The following is a 16,895-nucleotide window of genomic DNA, read 5'->3' on the forward strand; positions in this document are numbered from 1 at the left end:
CGTCTCAACCATCAGCACGCGCCGCTCGTCTCCCTCCCCCGCATTGCGGGGGAGGGCTGGGGTGGGGGCGCTGTTCGCGAAATGCCCGAGCCCCCACCCGATGCCTGCGGCATCGACCTCCCCCGCGAAGCGGAGGAGGTAGCCGCCATCGTCTCAACCATCAGCACGCGCCGCTTGTCTCCCTCCCCCGCATCGCGGGGAGGGCTGGGAAGGGGGGCGCTGTTCGCAAAATGCCCGAGCCCCCTACCCGATGCCCGTGGCATCGACCTCCCCGCGAAGCGGAGGAGGTAACCGCTATCACGATCGCCCCGCGATGCAATGCGCATCGCCGCCCGCTCGCAGCGCGCGCGCATAATCGGAGCGTCCTGCGATCGAGTTTCCGGAGTCCGACCATGCGCATCCATCCCCTCGCCCTGACGCTGTCGCTGCTGCTGCCCGTCGCTGCCTGCACCGACGCGGCGACGCCCGCAGCGGCCGACACCGCCGCCGCGCGGCCCGCCGAGACAGGTGCGACGCCGGTCGCGCAGGCGGCTGACACCCAGGTCCTGCCGCGTATGCGTGTGCACAAGACCGCCACCTGCGGCTGCTGCGGCAAGTGGGTCGAGCACATGCAGCGCGACGGCTTCGAAGTCGAGACCCTCGATGTCGAGAACCTTGCCGCGGTCAAGACCCGCCTGGGCGTGCCCGACGCAATGGCGTCCTGCCACACCGCCGAGATCGATGGCTACTTCATCGAGGGCCACGTGCCCGCCGCCGACGTGCGCCGGCTGCTGGCCGAGCGCCCCGATGCGCGCGGCATCGCGGTGCCGGGCATGCCGATGGGCTCGCCCGGCATGGAAATGCCCGATGGGCGCAGTCAGGCCTACACCGTCGAACTGGTCGCCGCCGACGGTACGCACCGCCCGTTCGCCGAGCATCCGGCCCGGTAGGACGGCCGGCGCGAAGCCTCGCGGACCTGAATCGCCTGCCCGGAAGGCACCCCATTCACGCGACTGCGCCGCATAATCATCGGCCGCACGCTGCCTGCGCGCGGCCTGTTTTCGTTGCCCGGAGTCCTGCATGCGCGTTCGTTCCCTGACGCTGGCCCTGTCGTTGCTGCTGTCGCCCGCGGCGTTTGCGCAACAGACCGCGCCGCCCCCCGCGGATGCGACCCCGGCACCGGCCCAGGACACGCCCGCCGAGCAGACCCCGCCGCACGGCGAGGCGCAGGACGCGCCCCCGGCACCGGACGACGACGCCCCCGACGACGCCCAGGCGGCCCGCGAGGTCGCCGCCAGCGACGACCCGGACGCGATCGAACACGCCTCCAACCGCGTACCGCTCGAAGAGATCCGCCGCTATGTCGGCGTCTTCAACGCCGTGCGCCAGGCGTACGTCGAGCCGGTCGAGGATCGCAAGCTGATGGCCTCGGCCATTCGCGGCCTGCTGCTCGACCTCGACCCGCACAGCGTCTACATGGAAAAGGATGCCGCCGAGGCCTTCGACGAAGGCACCAGCGGGGCCTACGAAGGCATCGGCGTGGAGGTCATGTACCTGCCCGACGGCAGCATGCGCGTGATCGCGCCGATCGACGGCACACCGGCCGAGAAGGCCGGCATCCGCGCCGGCGACGTCATCGTCAGCGTCGATGGCCGGGCACTCACACCGACCGACAACGAAGGCCATGGCCCGCTGCGCGGCGCATCGGGCACCGCGGTGGTGCTGGGTGTCCTGCGCGATGGCGAGCGCACGCCGCTGGAGATCCGCGTCCAGCGCGAGACCATCCGCGTGGTCAGTGTCCGCGGCCGCCTGCTCGAGCCGGGCTATGGCTATGTGCGGGTGAGCCAGTTCCAGGTCGATACCGCGGCCACCTTCAGCCGTACCGTCGGCGACCTCGCCAGTCAGAGCGGCGGTCGCCTGCGCGGCCTGGTCATCGACCTGCGCAGCAACCCCGGCGGCCTGCTGACCTCGGCGGTGCAGATCGCCGACGACCTGCTCGAAAGCGGCGACATCGTCAGCACCCGCGGCCGCATCCCGATCAGCGACGCGCAGTTCAGCGCCACACCCGGCGACATCCTCGATGGCGCGCCGGTCGTCGTGCTCGTCGATGTCGGTTCTGCCAGCGCCTCGGAAGTGCTGGCCGGCGCACTACGCGACAACGGCCGCGCCCGCGTCGTCGGCAGCCGTACGTTCGGCAAGGGCTCGGTGCAGACCGTGCTGCCGCTCGACAACGGTGACTCGGTCAAGCTCACCACCGCGCGCTACTTCACTCCCAGCGGCCGCTCGATCCAGGCCCGCGGCATCGACCCGGATGTCGTGCTGCGCCCCGAGAAGGCCGACACCGAGGGCGACGCTCCCCGCGCCGCCAGCGCCTACACCGAAGCCACGTTGCCGGGCCATCTGCGCGGCGACGAGGAAGACGGCAGCACCGGCGGCGACGCCCTGCCGGGCGATGCCCCGATCGCTGCAGCGCTGGCCGAGCTCAAGAAGCCGTGGACCCCCACGCTCCCGACGCCCGAGCCCCCGGCGGCGAGACCGGCTGCGAACTGACAGCGTCGGTCGGGGCCGGCGGCGGCCACGCAGGCCGCGCCGACCTCCGTCGTGCCCGGACCGTTCTGGCCTGGGCGCGCGATGCGCAGTCCACACGGTGACCGCTCCAGCGCTGCTACCCGGCCGCCGAGGGCGTTGGGGCGACATCCGCCCGGACGCGGACGTGGTCGACGAACGGCGGAGCGCCACTGCGCCCGCGCTCCCGAAGTCTCCGGCGTTCACCCTGCGTCGCTACGCAGAGACGCATGCCTCCCAGAGAAAGGCTGCGCGGGGCCAAGCCTTGCGCAGACCTCAGCGGTGCCGAAGACGATTCAACCCGCTGGATCGACACCATCGACGATGGTGATATGCGCGATGCAGGCCCCGTCGCGTTTCGACTTCGCAAGCTGGTACTCCGGCGAGCGATAACACGCAGTCGCCGTCTCCAGGTCCGGGAACTCGATGACCACATGACGGCCGAAGCCGCCGCCTTCCAGCGACTCGCTGCGACCACCACGCGCCAGGAACTTCGCGCCGTACTTCCGGAAGGCGGCCGGCGCCAGGGCGGTGTACCCGCTGTAGGCGGTCGCATCCAGCACTTCGACGTGTGCGATCCAGTAAGCGGGCATGTCAGGCCTGCGCGTCGCTGGCGAGGATGCGGCGCGCGATGGTCGCCACTTCACTGATGTGTTCTGCGACACGCGTCTTCGCCAGCACGGGATCCCTGTCGATGCAGATCGCATCGCAGATGGCATCGATCCGAGACTGCCCGCTGCGCTCGCGGCGGTTGTCGCGCAGGGTCATCGCACGCAGGCGGCTGATCCGGCCGTTGAGTCGCCGCACGATATCCCAGGCAATGCCCTGGTTGGCGGCGACGAAGATGGTCTCGTAGAGGTGCGAGGAGGTGCGCAGAATCTGGGCCATGTCCCGGGCCGCGGTGGCCGTCTGCAGGGCGTGCTGCGCGCCGCGGATGCGCGCGACGATGTCGTCGGTCAGGGCCCCGGTACAGGCCGCGACCGCGCTTTGCTCCAGCAGCAGCCGGATCTCGTAGATCTGGTGCGCGGTGGACCAGTCCAGCCGCGCGACGATCGGGCCTTTGTTGGCCAGGACGTCCACGAGCCCTTCGGCCTGCAGATGCCGGATCACCTCGCGCACCACGCTTCGGCTGACGCCGAGCTGTTCGCAGAGCGTGCGTTCGACCAGCCTGGCGCCGGCGGCGAAGTGTCCGGTAATGATCGCGTCCCGCAGCCGTTCCAGGCATTTCTCGCGCAGGGTGATGGGCGCGTGGTCGATTTTGAGGTCCATTCGGATGTCCTGGCGTGAGGGGGCGAAGGGGCGCCGAGGTGCGAGACGCGCATACAGGCGGTCGGTATACCGCATCCCAAAGGCCATTGCTGCACGCGTGCGAGCCGCCGGGCCGCAACTGCCCGACACCGCTGCGGCGCGCCGTTCCACCTGAATGGGAAGGGTGACCTTCGACAGGGTTGCCACCCCGTCTTCTTGGTATACCATCATACCGTACACCTAAATGAGCATCCGCTCCGCCAGAGGTCACGCCGTGAAACTGATCCGCAAATCCGTGCTCCATGTCGAAACCGTGTTCGTGGACGGCGAGGCCGACGCGCCCAAGCCCCTGAAGATGGTCGGCGTGGCAGCGGTCATCAAGAACCCGTGGCATGGCCGTGGCTACGTCGCCGACCTGTCTCCGGAAATCCGCGAGCTTGGCCCGCAACTGAGCCAGCATCTGACCGACCTGATCCTGGGCGAGGTCGGTTCCGGCGAGGCCGTCGAGGCGTTCGGCAAGAGTGCGGTGGTCGGACTGGACGGCGAACTCGAACACGCCTCGGCGCTGATCCATACCCTGCATTTCGGCAACATCTTCCGCGCTGCGGTGGGGGCGAAGTCCTACCTGGCGTTCACCAATACCCGCGGTCCGGCGAATGCGCCGATCTCGATCCCGATGATGGACAAGAACGACGAAGGCCGTCGTTCGCACTACCTGACCCTGCAGTTCTCGATCCCGGATGCGCCGGCCGCCGACGAGCTTGTGGTCGTGCTCGGTGCGTCCACCGGTGGGCGCCCCCATCACCGCATCGGCGATCGCTACACGGATCTGGAAGCGCTGGGTCATGACGTCAAGAACCCTGCCGCTGTCTGACGGCCACCACGTCCACATGCTGGCGCAGGGCCGCGGCGAACCGCTGGTGTTGATCCACGGCGTGGGCATGCAGGCTGCCGCATGGGGACCGCAGGTCGCGCACTTCGCCGACCGCTACCGGGTGATCGCGGTCGACATGCCCGGTCATGGCGGCAGCGCCCGCCTGGGCGGCACCCCGGGTCTGGCGGACTACGTGCGCTGGATGATCGAAGTGATCGAGACGCTGGACGTGGGGCCGGTCAACCTGGCGGGCCACTCGATGGGCGCGCTCATCGCCGGCGGTGTGGCGATCGAGCGCCCGGCGCTGGTACGCCGTCTGGCGGTGGTCAACGGCGTGCACCGGCGCAGCGATGCCGCGCGCGCTGCGGTCGTGGCGCGCGCCGAGCAGCTGCGCGACGGACATCTGGATATCGACACACCGCTGCAGCGCTGGTTCGACGTGCCCGACGCGCCGCCCGCGCTGGTCGAAACAGTGCGCGGGTGGCTGGAACAGGTCGATCTCCAAGGCTATGCCGATGCCTACCGCGCATTCGCGCGTGGCGACCTGCTCTATGCCGACCGCTGGTGCGAGGTGCAGTGCCCGACGCTGGCGCTGACCGGCGCCGACGACCTCAACTCCACCGGTGCGATGGCCCAACGCATGGCAGGCCTCGCAGCGCGCGGCCATGCCGTGATCCTCGAAGGCCAGCGCCATATGGTCAATCTCACTGCGCCCGACCTCGTCAACCGCGCGATGTCGGACTGGCTGGCCGCGCCGCCCTGAGCGCGACATCCGTCAAGAACCTGGGAGGGAACAAGATGGACTGCACCACCAAGGAACTCCGCGACGCGTTCGGCGCGTTCATGACCGGCGTCACCGTCGTCACCACAACCAATACGGCAGGCACACCGCTCGGCTTCACTGCCAACTCGTTCGCCTCGGTGTCGCTGGACCCACCGCTTCTGCTGGTCAGCATCGCCAACAGCTCCGGCAACTACGACGCTTTCGCCAACGGCGGACACTTTGCGATCAACGTGCTTGCCGAAGGACAGAAGCAGGTCTCCAGCACCTTCGCCAGCCGCGTCGATGACCGCTTCGGCAGCGTCCAATGGCGCATGAGCGAACACGGCAACCCGCTGCTTGACGGCGTTGGCGCCTGGTTTGACTGCACGACGCACTCGGTCGTGCCGGCTGGCGATCACGCCATTCTGATCGGCCGCATCGAGGCCTTCGCATCGAGCGGCCAGGCCGGCCTGGGCTACTACCGCGGCGGCTACTTCACCCCGGCAAAGATGGCGGCCGAGGTGATCGGCGGCGCAAGTGTGGTCATCCACGCCGTCATCGCCCATGAGAACCGTGTGCTGCTGGCGCGTAATGCCGACGGGCAATGGGCACTGCCGTGCGTCGACGCGGCAGACCGCGGCGCGGACGAGGCGCTTCACGCCCTGTTCGAACGCTACCAACCCGGGGCATCGGCGAACTTCGTCTATTCGGTCTATCGCAACACCGAAAGCCGGCAGCAGTTCGTCGCCTTCCTGTGCAGCACACCGGACGCATCGCCGCGCGAAGGCCGCTACATCGCGCTGTCCGACGTGGCTGCGCTCGACATCGCCGACCCTGCGGTGAAAAGCATGCTCGAGCGCTACTGCAGGGAAAGTCGCCTCAAGAACTACGGCGTCTACTACGGCAACCACCACAACGGCGTCGTGCGCGATGCCCAAGGCCAGGAGATCTGACATGCGCTTTTCGTTGTTCATCCATATGGAGCGCGTCTCCGACCAGCAGACGCAGAAGCAGTTGTACGACGAGATGATCGAGCTGTGCCGGATTGCGGACGAGGGCGGCATGCACGCCATCTGGACCGGTGAACACCACGGCATGAACTTCACCATCGCGCCGAACCCGTTCTTGAATCTTGTCGACCTCGCACGCCGCACCAAGCACGTGCGCCTGGGCACCGGCACGGTGGTCGCGCCGTTCTGGCATCCGATCAAGCTCGCCGGCGAAGCGGCGATGACCGACATCATCAGTGATGGTCGCCTGGAGCTGGGCATCGCTCGAGGCGCGTACGCGTTCGAGTACGAGCGTCTGCATCCAGGTCTCGACGCCTGGGGCGCCGGCGGTCGCCTACGCGAGCTGATTCCCGCGATCAAGGCACTGTGGGAAGGCGACTACGCCCACGATGGCGAGTACTGGACGTTTCCCAAGACCACCTCGGCGCCGCAGCCGCTGCAACAGCCGCATCCGCCGATCTGGGTGGCCGCGCGCGATCCCAACAGCCACGAGTTCGCGGTCGCCAACGGTTGCAACGTGCAGGTCACACCGCTGCATTTCGGCGACGAGGAAGTCGAGAAGCTGATGGGCCACTTCAATGCGGCCTGCGAGAAGTTCGGCGACGTGCCGCGCCCGCAGATCATGCTGCTGCGCCACACCTATGTGGCCGAGGGCGAAGCAGATGCGCAACAAGCAGCCGACGAGATCAACGTCTTCTACAACTACTTCGGGGCGTGGTTCAAGAACGAGCGCGAAATCACCCAGGGCCTGATTGCGCCGCTGAGCGAGGAGGAGATCGCCGCCCATCCGATGTACTCGCCCGAGGCGATGCGCAAGAACAACGTCATCGGTCCGCCCGAGGAAGTGATCGCCCGTCTGAAGACCTACCAGGCCATGGGGTACGACGAGTACGCGTTCTGGATCGATACCGGCATGAGCTTCGAGCGCAAGAAGGCGTCGCTCGAGCGCATGATTCGCGACGTGATGCCGGCGTTCCGGTGAGGGATGGCCATGACTGCCCCGTTCGCCCTGTACATCGACGGCCGCTTTGAGCCCGGCGCCGCGACATTCGACAGCCTCGACCCGGCGACGGGCCGGGCCTGGGCACAGATGCCCGAGGCGCGCACCGATGAAGTCGAGCGCGCCGTGGCCGCGGCAGACCGCGCCCTGCAGGACCCTGCCTGGGCCGGATTGACCGCATCGCAGCGCGGACGTCTGCTGCATCGTCTGGCCGACCTGCTCGAGCAAGCTGCGCCCGAGCTGGCCGAGCTCGAAACCCGAGACACCGGGAAGATCATCCGCGAGACCCGGGCACAGATCGCCTACGTCGCCGAGTACTACCGCTACTACGCCGGCATCGCCGACAAGTTGCACGGGCATGTGGTGCCGATCGACAAGCCGGACATGCAGGTATGGGTCAAGCGCGAGCCGTTGGGCGTGGTGGCCGCGATCGTGCCCTGGAACAGTCAGCTGTTTCTCTCGGCGGTGAAGCTCGGCCCGGCGATCGCCGCCGGCTGCACGATGGTCCTCAAAGCCTCGGAGGAGGCGCCCGCCCCGATGCTCGCATTTGCGCGGCTGATCCATGACGCAGGGTTTCCCCCGGGCGTGGTCAACATCATCACCGGCTTCGGCCCCGAGTGCGGCGCCGTGCTCAGCCGCCATCCCAAGGTCAGCCTGGTCGCCTTCACCGGCGGGCCGGAGACCGCGCGCCACATCGTCCGCAACAGCGCCGACAACCTGGCCAAGGTGTCCCTGGAACTGGGCGGCAAATCACCGCTGGTGGTGTTTGCCGACGCCGACCTGGAAAGTGCGGTCAACGCGCAGCTGGCAGCGATCTTCGCGGCCAGCGGACAAAGCTGCGTCGCCGGCTCGCGCTTGCTGGTCGAGGCCGGCATCAAGGACGCGTTCCTGGCCCGCCTCGTCGAGAAGGTCGAAGCGATCCGCATCGGCGCACCGGGCGATGTCCAGACCGAGTACGGCCCTCTGTGCACCGAGCGCCAGTTGCATACCATCGAGGCGGCGGTTGCCCGGTCGATCGAACAGGGCGCGCGCCTGCTGACCGGTGGGCGGCGCATAGAACGCGACGGGTTCTACTACGCCCCCACGGTGCTCGACTGCAGCGGCGTGACGCAGGCGATGAGCGAGATCACCGAGCTGTTCGGACCGGTCCTGTCGGTCGATGTGTTCTCCGACGAGGCCGAAGCGATCGCCAAGGCCAACTCGACCGAGTACGGATTGGCCGCAGGCGTGTTGACCCGCGACCTGACGCGGGCCCATCGCATGGCGCACGCGATCCGTGCCGGCGTCGTCTGGCTCAACACCTACCGCGCGGTCTCCCCGCTCGCCCCGTTCGGCGGCTACGGCCTGTCCGGGCACGGCCGCGAAGGCGGCGCCGACGCGGTCCTCGACTACACCACCACCAAGACGGTGTGGCTGCGGACCTCCGACGCCCGCCTGGGCGATCCGTTCGTGATGCGCTAGCCGACCGGCGCGGCGGATCGACGTGGGTCGCGCCGCCGGTGCGGCGTCGCGACCGCCGATCGTATGCACCGGTTGTTCGTTTCATCCACGCCCGCAGCCCCTTCCGGGGTGATGTGTGACGCCGTCGGGGAGGGCCCGCGGTGCGGCAGCCAACGGGGATATCAGCGTATGCAGCAGGACCCGAATCAGCAGGTCACAGGCGTCTTCGCGATCGAAGGCAACGCCATCGACTATGTGTCACCGCGACAGCGCCACGGCAAGGCGATCGATCTGTTCACCTTGTGGTTCTGCACCAATGTCGCCCCGCTGGCGGTGATCACCGGCGCCATGTCGGTCATGGTGTTCGAGCTCGATGTCATCAGCGCATTGCTGGCAATCACCGCCGGGCACCTGTTCGGCGCCGTGGTGCTTGCGCTCACGTCCGCCCAGGGCCCACTGGCCGGCATTCCGCAGATGATCCAGAGCCGCGCGCAGTTCGGTCGCCACGGCTCGCTGTTGGTGGTGCTGTTCACCACCATCATCTACCTGGGCTACTTCGTCTCCAACATCATCCTGTCGGGCAAGACGCTGCACGCGGTCGTACCGGCGATCCCGGTCTCGGTGGCGACCGTGATCGGTGCGGGCCTGGCGACGCTGATCGGAGTGGTGGGCTACCACCTGATCCACGTCTTCAACCGCATCGGCGCGTGGTTCATGGGCGGTGCACTGCTCATCGGCCTGGCACTGATGATTCCGCACCTGACGCCCGACGTGCTGCAGCAGGGGCGTTTCAGCGCCGCGCCGTGGTTCTCGATGTTCGGTATCTGCGCGGTCTGGCAGATTAGCTTTGCCCCGTATACATCGGACTACTCGCGGTATCTGCCGCTGGCCGAGGGCCGCGTCAAGCCATTCGTCTATACCTATCTGGGCGCGTCGCTCGGCACGATCTTCTCGTTCGTCTTCGGCATGGTCGCGGTGAGCATCGGCCACCAGGGTGATGCGATGGAAGCGGTCAAAGCGCACACCGGCATGTTCGGCGCGGTGCTGATGGTGCTGTTCCTGTGCAACATCATCGGCCACAACGCGATGAACCTCTACGGCGCGGTGCTGTCGTTCATCACCGCCATCCAGACCTTCGTCGCTGACTGGGTGCCCAAGGGACGCGCCCGCATCGCAATGTCGATGATCGTGCTGGTGCTGTCGACCGGATCGGCGCTGTGGGCATCGAGCGACTTCGTCTCGCTGTTCATCAGTGGCGTCTTCGCGATCCTCTTCGTGATGGCGCCTTGGGTGTCGATCAACCTGTTCGACTTCTACGTTCTGCATCGCAACGGCTACGACATCAAATCGATCTTCGCCGCCGACGGCGGCGTCTACGGGCGCTTCAACTCGCGTGCGATCACAGCCTACGTGATCGGCATCGTCGTGCAGCTGCCGTTCCTGAAGAACCCCTGGTTCCATGGGATCTGGGCGGATGCCTTCGCTGGCGTCGATGTGTCCTGGGTTCTGGGCATCGCGTCCAGCGCGACCGTCTGCGCGCTGTTCCACTGCATCCGACCGCTGCCGCGCTATACCCCGACAAGCCAGCCGCCGGCCTGACACGCCCAGCCGCCCCATGCGTTCACGCGCCGGACGACCGGCGTCACAGACCCCGGAGTCTCCATGCAACTCGAGCACAGTCCACTGTTCCGCCAACAAGCCCTCCTCGACGGCAGATGGTGCGATGCCGACGATGGCGCAGTATCGGCGGTCACCAATCCGGCCACGCAGGCCATCATCGGTCATGTGCCGACGATGGGCAGTCGCGAGACCGCGCGCGCCATCGAGGCCGCCGCAAGAAGCTGGCCGCACTGGCGCGGCCTGACGGCGAAGGAGCGGGCCCGGATTCTCAAGGGCTGGTTCGATCTGATTGTCGAACACGCCGACCCACTTGCGCGCATCCTCACCGCCGAGCAGGGCAAGCCCCTGGCGGAGGCGCGTGGCGAGATTCTCTACGCGGCGAGCTTCATCGAGTGGTTCGCCGAGGAAGCCAAGCGCGTGTACGGCGACGTCATCCCGAGCCCTGACCGCGACGCGCGCATCGTGGTGACCAAGCAGCCGGTCGGCGTCGTCGCGGCCATCACCCCGTGGAACTTCCCCGCCGCGATGATCACCCGAAAGGTTGGGCCGGCACTTGCCGCCGGATGCCCCTGCATCGTCAAGCCGGCGCTGGAGACGCCTTTCACCGCGCTGGCGCTTGCGGACCTTGCGCTGCAGGCCGGTGTGCCGGCCGGCATCTTCAGCGTGGTCACCGGCAACGCGCGCGCCATTGGGGATGCCTTCTTCGAGAGCGATGCGGTGCGCAAGTTCACCTTCACCGGCTCCACCCCGATCGGCAGGCTGCTCTATGGCAGGGCGGCCGCGACGATGAAGAAGGTGTCGCTGGAGCTTGGCGGCAACGCCCCCTTCATCGTGTTCGACGACGCCGATCTCGACGCCGCGGTCGAAGGCGCATTGCTCGCCAAGTTTCGCAATGCCGGCCAGACCTGCGTCTGCGTGAACCGCTTCCTGGTGCAGGCCGGCATCCACGATGCATTCGTCGAGAGGTTTGCCGAACGCATCGCGCAACTGAAGGTGGGCCAGGGCAGCGAGCCGGACGTGCAGATCGGCCCGCTGATCAGCGAACAGGCCGTGGTCAAGGTCGAGTCGCAGGTGCAGGATGCGCTCGCCAAGGGCGCGCGATGCGTGTCGGGTGGCGAACGCCACGCTCTGGGGGGCGCGTTCTACGCGCCGACCCTGCTCGAGGGCGCGACGCCCGAGATGCTGGTCGCGCGCGACGAAACCTTCGGGCCTCTGGCTGCGGTGTTCCGCTTCGACACCGAGGCGCAGGCGATCGCACTCGCCAACGACACCGAGTTCGGTCTCGCCGCGTACTGCTACACGCGCGATCTGGGCCGTGCGTGGCGCATGAGCGAACAGCTCGAGTACGGCATGGTCGGTATCAACAGCGGCGCGATCTCCAACGAAGTCGCGCCGTTCGGCGGCATCAAGCACTCGGGCCTGGGCCGCGAAGGCTCCAAGTACGGCATCGAGGACTATTTGGACATCAAATACAGCCTGTTCGGCGGAGTGGGAGCATGAGCAAGACACGCTACGAAAAAGGACTGGCGATCCGGCGTCAGGTGCTGGGCGATGCTTATGTCGACAAGGCGCTGGCGACCGCCGATGCCTTTGGCGAGCCGCTCCAGTCCCTGGTGACCGAGTACTGCTGGGGCGAGATCTGGGGTCGGGACGGACTGGCACTGGCCGAACGCAGCCTGGTGAACCTGGCGATGATCTCGGCCCTCAACCGGCCGCACGAACTGAAAGTGCACATCAAGGGCGCGCGGCGCAATGGCGTGAGCGAAGAGAAGATCCGCGAGGTCCTGCTGCAAGTGGCGATCTACTGCGGCGTTCCCGCCGCGGTCGACAGCTTCCGTGTCGCACGCGAGGCATTGGCCGAGTTCGCGAGCGAACAGAGCTGACACGCGGCGAGGCGTCGGGCGGCGCCTGTGTCTCGCACGCATTCCGCAGTCACCATCACAATGACCGCGCTGCCTGCAAGCTGCGCGGCGGGGGAGCGAGCATGTCCGTCATGCGCTTGGTGTGGGGCGTCATCGGTGCAGCACTGCTACCGACAGTTGCGCACGCAGAGTCGACATTGAAGCCGTTCGCAGTGGTCGACGTGTTCTACCAGCACGTGGACACCGGCGAAAGCTGGCAAAGCGACTTCGGGTCCAACGGCTACCTGGCCAGCCGCTTCGGCGTGGCGGGCGGTACCGACGCCGGACCGGTGACGCTGAACTTCCTGCTCGAAGCCGGCTTCAACCCGTCCGAAGGCACACTCACGCGCACCGGCAACGCACTGTTCAACCGGCAGGCATGGGCGGGCATAGGAGGCGACTGGGGCGAACTGCGTTACGGCACGCAGAATGCCCTGATGTTCGTGCACTCCGACCGGCTCGATGTCGCCGAGAGCGGCACCCATGCATCGGCGCTCAACAACTTCGCCTGGTACACCTATCGCACCCCCGACACGCTGTCCTACACGACGCCCAAACTGGGCCCCTGGCGGCTGTCCGCCTATTGGGGCAGGGGCGATGACGACCCGCGTCGTCCCGGGGCAAGCCGCCAGTTCGCGGCCACCTACGATCGCGGCCCTTGGCAGGGCGTTCTCGCGGCGCAGAGCCTCGACGGCCCCGGCGGCAACCGCCGCTTCTCGATGTTCGCTGGCGGCAACTACCGCAGCGGCGATCTCACCTGGTACCTCGGCACACACTCGGCGCGCTGGGGGCAGGAAGTCGACATCGATGCCGCCGAGGTTTCGGTGAAGTACGCGCTCAACGACAAGGACATCATCGGTGCCGGCGTCGGTGTCCTGCACGACCGTAGCGGGCGCGGCGATCACGCTCGTCAGGTTGGCGTGCTCTATCGGCGCACGTTCAACAGCCACCTGATCGGTTACGCCGGCTACAACGTACTGCAGAACCGTGGGCAGGCGAGCTATCGCTTCGCCGGTGCCGCCACGGCCGGCCTGCCGCCCGACCAGCCGGGCGCGGACCTGCGCGGCCTGCAGCTCGGTTTTACGCTGATGCTTTGAGCACCGACGCCCAGCAGGTCCAACCGTATCAGTCGGGGGCGGGACGGCGGCAGTGGGATCGGCATGCCCGTTCGCGCCGATTACCGGTCCGATGGGAAATCCCTACGGGCGCAGGCGTGTCGCGCTGGCATCTTCGTTACGCTCGGCGCGGGGACGTTGCGGGGCGCGCTTGTCTGAGCCTGATCTGCATCGCTCGCGAGATGCCAAAGGTTCGGCCCCTTTGGGACGACGCCTGCGGCCGCAGCGATCGGTGTGTCGCTCGCGTGCGGAGGAAGGCTGGGCAGCCGTCCAGGGACATGTTCGTGTGGGCGTCGATGCGGAGCGCGCCTGCTGCAGTGTTGAGTGCGTTGCTGGGCCGGTTGGGGCCGACAAGCGGCGCTCGATCACCGCGCAGGAACCGTGGATTCTTGAGCCAACCGCCACTTGGCGGTGGCGAGATCACAAGGCGTCATCCGGGGCCGCAGGATGGCGCGCCTGGAGGGATTCGAACCCCCGACCAATGGCTTCGGAAGCCACTACTCTATCCGGCTGAGCTACAGGCGCGTCGTGCGGCCGACCACCGCAAAGCGGGGAGGGCGGTCGGGGATTGTAGCCCAAAGCGGGAGGCTGCAACGCAACTGGCTACCGTTGTCCGGTCACATGGCCGTGTGCGAAGTGGCTGCGTTCACGCGGCGCATCCCATGGACGGGACGCCACGCTCCGTTTGCGCCCTCCTCGCCAGCTACGTGTCCTTCCCCGCAGCGGAGAGCAACCGCACAGGAGAGCCGGTCCAGCCCAGCTACCCACAGCCGCCAAACACCCGCGCTTCAGCCGCCCGCCATGCACGCTGCCTAGAATTGAACCACCTGCGCCATCGGCGCCCGGCCCCACCCGGATCCCTATGCCCTGGAAAGCCCTGACCCTGCTCGGCGACGCCGTGCTCGTCGTGCCGATGCTGATCGGTCTGGCGGTGTGGCTGCGTGTCCGACCGGTTGCCCCGCGGCTGTCAAACACCAAACTGCTGCAATGGGCCGGCATCGTCGCCGCCAGCCTCGCGCTGGTGGCAGGGAGCAAGATCGCCTTCTACGGCTGGGGGACCGGCATCCGGCGCTGGGACCTCACCTGCTTCAGCGGTCATGCCGTCCTGGCCTGGCTTCTGTGGCCGGTGCTGTTCGCATTGCTCGTGCCGCCGCAGCATCGCGCCTTGCGCGTCACGGCGACGCTCGCCGGCGCTGCACTCGCCACCTCGGTGGCCTGGTCGCGCGTGCCGATCGGCGCGCATCCGGCTAGCGAAGTGATTGCCGGCATGGCATTGGGTGTTGGCGCGTGCTTCTCTACCTTGCGCCTACTGCGCCGGTTGGCGCTTGATCTGCGGGGCGTTGCTGTTGCGGCTGGACTGGCGGGCGCGCTCACGCTCGGCACCACGCAGGCAATGCCTCGGCCCGACACCGAACGCCTCTTCGCGAAGGCGGGCGTTGCGCTGTCCGGCGCGGAGAAGCCGCAGTCGCGCTCGCGTTGGCGGGGTTGATCAAGCGCCGTTGTCCGAACCGGCTGCCCTCGTGAAGCACGCTAAATCCGCACGGTGGAGCGCATCCGCAGTCGGCATGGCAGCGCGAAGCCAAGTTCAGAGAGCGTCATCTTTGCTGCTTGCGGGAAGGTCGTGACGCGTGACCCTTTTGGGGGGGCGCTCCCTCCCCAATCTCCCATGCCTCGATGCGCGATCAGCAATTGCAAATGCGCCGGTGCGCCAAGCCCTGCGCTCACCCTCGTCCGTACACGTCCTCGAAGCGCACGATATCGTCCTCGCCGAGGTAGCTTCCCGACTGCACCTCGATCAGCTCGAGCGGCAGCTTGCCGGGATTCTCCAAGCGATGCGTCACGCCAAGCGGGATGTAGGTGCTCTGGTTTTCCGACAGCAGCAGGGTGTTATCTCCGCAGGTGACCTTGGCGGTTCCGCTAACGACGATCCAGTGCTCGGCGCGATGATGGTGCATCTGCAGACTCAACGCGGCGCCGGGATTGACGGTGATGCGCTTGACCTGGAATCGCTCGCCGTTGTCGATCGAATCGTAGGCGCCCCAGGGCCTGTAGACCTTGCGATGCAGCGCAGCCTGGGGACGGCCCTCCTGCTTCAGTCTGGCAACAACGTCCTTGACCTGCTGCACTTTGTCGCGATGCGCCACGAGCAGGGTGTCATCGGTATCCACCACGACGACATCGTCCAGGCCGAGCAACGTCACCAGCCTGCCGTCGCCCCAGGCCAGTGTATTGCGACAATCCAACGCGATCACGTCTCCATGGTGCGCATTGCCGTCGCCGTCCTGGTCGGCCACCTCCCAGAGTGCAGACCAACTGCCGACGTCGTTCCAGCCGACCGAGATCGGCAACACCGCAGCATCGTCGGTGTTTTCCATCACCGCGTAGTCGATCGAATCCGAAGGGCAGGCCGTGAACGCCTCCTTCTCAAGGCGAATGAAGTCCTCGTCCCGGCGGGCGTTGTCGTGCGCGCTTCTGACGGCGTTCAGCATCGAGGGTGCGTGACGCTCGAGTTCCTCAAGGTAGCGGGAGGCTCGGAACAGGAACATGCCGCTGTTCCAGAAGTAATCACCAGAGGCGATATAGCCCTCTGCCGTCGCTGCATCCGGCTTTTCGACGAACTGCTTGACTACGCGAACGCCGTCACCGGCTACCGCACGGATGTAGCCGTATCCGGTCTCCGCCGTGGTCGGCACGATGCCGAAAGTGACTAGTTTGCCTGCCTCCGCGGCGGAAGCTGCTGCCTGGACTGCAGTGCGAAATGCCACGGCATCCCGAACTACATGATCTGACGGCAATACGAGCAGCAATGGATCAGCGCCGCCACGACGCGCCTCGAGCGCTGCAGCCGCAATGGCCGGCGCGGTGTTTCGTCCTGTAGGTTCGAGCAAGATCGCGGAGGGTGCAACACCGATTTCGCGAAGTTGCTCGGCGACCATGAAGCGATGGTCTTCATTACTGACCACGATGGGGCCGGCTTCGGCGAACGGTGCGATCCGCTGCCAGGTTGCCTGAAGCATCGTGGCTTCGCCCGTCAGGGCAAGGAACTGCTTGGGATACGCTTCTCTTGAGAGGGGCCACAGGCGCGTGCCCGAACCACCGGAAAGGATGACAGGAATCATGGAGAGTGTCTTCGCGTTACGTTGGGGAGGGTTTTGCCTCAAAGGCGGGCCGTATCTATGGATTCGAACACACCATCAAGTGTGTCCTTCCAGTCGGGCAGGACGACACCGAAGTCCCGCTCCAGCGCGCCAGTGTCCAGGCGCGAGTAGGCCGGACGCTTGGCGGGCGTCGGATAGTCGGCCGTCGTGATCGGCTCGACCGTCGGCGCACGTGCGATCAGACCACGTGCGAGCGCGCCTTCGAAGATCGCCTCGGCGAAG

General features: G+C 67.2%; 16 protein-coding genes and 1 tRNA gene. 12 read left to right on the forward strand and 5 right to left on the reverse strand.

Annotated elements, in window-relative coordinates:
* The first annotated feature begins 554 nt into the window (after positions 1-554).
* Together ABE488_RS17095 and ABE488_RS17100 are read left to right on the forward strand one after the other, a co-directional pair.
* Positions 555-929, forward strand: a complete 375-nt coding sequence (locus ABE488_RS17095) for a DUF411 domain-containing protein (RefSeq protein WP_346449627.1) — start codon at positions 555-557, stop codon at positions 927-929.
* Between the two features lie 130 nt (positions 930-1,059).
* On the forward strand, positions 1,060-2,529 hold the full coding sequence (locus ABE488_RS17100; protein ID WP_346449604.1) for a S41 family peptidase: 1,470 nt from the start codon (positions 1,060-1,062) through the stop codon (positions 2,527-2,529).
* Between the two features lie 311 nt (positions 2,530-2,840).
* Here ABE488_RS17100 and ABE488_RS17105 read toward each other — a convergent pair whose 3' ends face one another.
* Both ABE488_RS17105 and ABE488_RS17110 read right to left on the reverse strand, forming a co-directional pair.
* Complete coding sequence (locus ABE488_RS17105; protein WP_346445269.1) at positions 2,841-3,137, reverse strand: DUF1330 domain-containing protein; 297 nt, start codon at positions 3,135-3,137, stop codon at positions 2,841-2,843.
* Between the two features lies 1 nt (position 3,138).
* Positions 3,139-3,813: a GntR family transcriptional regulator gene (locus ABE488_RS17110; RefSeq protein WP_346449606.1), complete on the reverse strand. Its 675-nt coding sequence runs from the start codon at positions 3,811-3,813 to the stop codon at positions 3,139-3,141.
* A gap of 253 nt (positions 3,814-4,066) precedes the next feature.
* Between ABE488_RS17110 and ABE488_RS17115 the strand changes: the two genes are divergently transcribed.
* From ABE488_RS17115 to ABE488_RS17155, 9 genes are all read left to right on the forward strand, one after another.
* On the forward strand, positions 4,067-4,666 hold the full coding sequence (locus ABE488_RS17115; RefSeq protein ID WP_346449608.1) for an amino acid synthesis family protein: 600 nt from the start codon (positions 4,067-4,069) through the stop codon (positions 4,664-4,666).
* Positions 4,638-5,429, forward strand: a complete 792-nt coding sequence (locus ABE488_RS17120) for an alpha/beta hydrolase (protein WP_346449610.1) — start codon at positions 4,638-4,640, stop codon at positions 5,427-5,429. The genes ABE488_RS17115 and ABE488_RS17120 overlap by 29 nt, the downstream gene beginning before the upstream one ends.
* Positions 5,430-5,509: 80 nt before the next feature.
* Positions 5,510-6,382: a flavin reductase gene (locus ABE488_RS17125; RefSeq protein WP_346449611.1), complete on the forward strand. Its 873-nt coding sequence runs from the start codon at positions 5,510-5,512 to the stop codon at positions 6,380-6,382.
* 1 nt (position 6,383) lies between these two features.
* The gene (locus tag ABE488_RS17130) at positions 6,384-7,421 is read left to right on the forward strand and encodes an LLM class flavin-dependent oxidoreductase (RefSeq protein ID WP_346445264.1); all 1,038 of its coding nucleotides are present in this window, start codon (positions 6,384-6,386) and stop codon (positions 7,419-7,421) included.
* A gap of 9 nt (positions 7,422-7,430) precedes the next feature.
* A complete protein-coding gene (locus tag ABE488_RS17135; protein ID WP_346449613.1) occupies positions 7,431-8,900 on the forward strand; it encodes an aldehyde dehydrogenase in 1,470 nt (489 codons plus the stop codon).
* Between the two features lie 168 nt (positions 8,901-9,068).
* Positions 9,069-10,478 carry a cytosine permease gene (locus ABE488_RS17140; protein WP_346449615.1) on the forward strand — a complete coding sequence of 470 codons (1,410 nt, stop codon included), beginning with the start codon at positions 9,069-9,071 and terminating at the stop codon, positions 10,476-10,478.
* Positions 10,479-10,541: 63 nt separating this feature from the next.
* The gene (locus tag ABE488_RS17145; RefSeq protein WP_346449617.1) at positions 10,542-11,999 is read left to right on the forward strand and encodes an NAD-dependent succinate-semialdehyde dehydrogenase; all 1,458 of its coding nucleotides are present in this window, start codon (positions 10,542-10,544) and stop codon (positions 11,997-11,999) included.
* A complete protein-coding gene (gene pcaC, locus ABE488_RS17150) occupies positions 11,996-12,382 on the forward strand; it encodes a 4-carboxymuconolactone decarboxylase (protein WP_346449619.1) in 387 nt (128 codons plus the stop codon). Before ABE488_RS17145 ends, pcaC begins: the two co-directional genes overlap by 4 nt.
* 110 nt (positions 12,383-12,492) lie before the next feature.
* The gene (locus ABE488_RS17155; RefSeq protein ID WP_346449629.1) at positions 12,493-13,497 is read left to right on the forward strand and encodes a porin; all 1,005 of its coding nucleotides are present in this window, start codon (positions 12,493-12,495) and stop codon (positions 13,495-13,497) included.
* A 466-nt stretch (positions 13,498-13,963) separates the two neighbouring features.
* On the opposite strand, the gene ABE488_RS17160 is transcribed toward ABE488_RS17155, so the two are convergent.
* Positions 13,964-14,040, reverse strand: a tRNA-Arg gene (locus tag ABE488_RS17160).
* 337 nt (positions 14,041-14,377) lie between these two features.
* On the opposite strand from ABE488_RS17160, the gene ABE488_RS17165 reads away from it, so the two are divergent.
* Entirely contained in the window at positions 14,378-15,004 is a 627-nt protein-coding gene (locus ABE488_RS17165; RefSeq protein ID WP_346449621.1) for a phosphatase PAP2 family protein, read from the forward strand.
* Between the two features lie 232 nt (positions 15,005-15,236).
* Here ABE488_RS17165 and ABE488_RS17170 read toward each other — a convergent pair whose 3' ends face one another.
* Together ABE488_RS17170 and ABE488_RS17175 are read right to left on the reverse strand one after the other, a co-directional pair.
* Complete coding sequence (locus tag ABE488_RS17170; RefSeq protein ID WP_346449623.1) at positions 15,237-16,634, reverse strand: mannose-1-phosphate guanylyltransferase/mannose-6-phosphate isomerase; 1,398 nt, start codon at positions 16,632-16,634, stop codon at positions 15,237-15,239.
* Between the two features lie 38 nt (positions 16,635-16,672).
* The coding region (locus ABE488_RS17175) for a sugar nucleotide-binding protein (RefSeq protein ID WP_346449625.1) at positions 16,673-16,895 on the reverse strand (223 nt) is incomplete at its 5' end.

The sequence above is a fragment of the Luteimonas sp. TWI662 genome (assembly GCF_039673825.1).
Taxonomy (GTDB): domain Bacteria; phylum Pseudomonadota; class Gammaproteobacteria; order Xanthomonadales; family Xanthomonadaceae; genus Luteimonas.

Excerpts from the sequence above, each read along its gene's own strand:
- ABE488_RS17110 (WP_346449606.1), bottom strand. The coding sequence starts at position 3,813 with ATGGACCTCAAAATCGACCACGCGCCCATCACCCTGCGCGAGAAATGC.
- ABE488_RS17100 (WP_346449604.1), top strand. The coding sequence starts at position 1,060 with ATGCGCGTTCGTTCCCTGACGCTGGCCCTGTCGTTGCTGCTGTCGCCC.
- ABE488_RS17120 (WP_346449610.1), top strand. The coding sequence starts at position 4,638 with ATGACGTCAAGAACCCTGCCGCTGTCTGACGGCCACCACGTCCACATG.
- ABE488_RS17125 (WP_346449611.1), top strand. The coding sequence starts at position 5,510 with ATGACCGGCGTCACCGTCGTCACCACAACCAATACGGCAGGCACACCG.
- ABE488_RS17140 (WP_346449615.1), top strand. The coding sequence starts at position 9,069 with ATGCAGCAGGACCCGAATCAGCAGGTCACAGGCGTCTTCGCGATCGAA.
- ABE488_RS17170 (WP_346449623.1), bottom strand. The coding sequence starts at position 16,634 with ATGATTCCTGTCATCCTTTCCGGTGGTTCGGGCACGCGCCTGTGGCCC.
- ABE488_RS17155 (WP_346449629.1), top strand. The coding sequence starts at position 12,493 with ATGCGCTTGGTGTGGGGCGTCATCGGTGCAGCACTGCTACCGACAGTT.
- ABE488_RS17095 (WP_346449627.1), top strand. The coding sequence starts at position 555 with ATGCGTGTGCACAAGACCGCCACCTGCGGCTGCTGCGGCAAGTGGGTC.
- ABE488_RS17135 (WP_346449613.1), top strand. The coding sequence starts at position 7,431 with ATGACTGCCCCGTTCGCCCTGTACATCGACGGCCGCTTTGAGCCCGGC.
- ABE488_RS17165 (WP_346449621.1), top strand. The coding sequence starts at position 14,378 with ATGCCCTGGAAAGCCCTGACCCTGCTCGGCGACGCCGTGCTCGTCGTG.
- ABE488_RS17145 (WP_346449617.1), top strand. The coding sequence starts at position 10,542 with ATGCAACTCGAGCACAGTCCACTGTTCCGCCAACAAGCCCTCCTCGAC.
- pcaC (WP_346449619.1), top strand. The coding sequence starts at position 11,996 with ATGAGCAAGACACGCTACGAAAAAGGACTGGCGATCCGGCGTCAGGTG.
- ABE488_RS17130 (WP_346445264.1), top strand. The coding sequence starts at position 6,384 with ATGCGCTTTTCGTTGTTCATCCATATGGAGCGCGTCTCCGACCAGCAG.
- ABE488_RS17105 (WP_346445269.1), bottom strand. The coding sequence starts at position 3,137 with ATGCCCGCTTACTGGATCGCACACGTCGAAGTGCTGGATGCGACCGCC.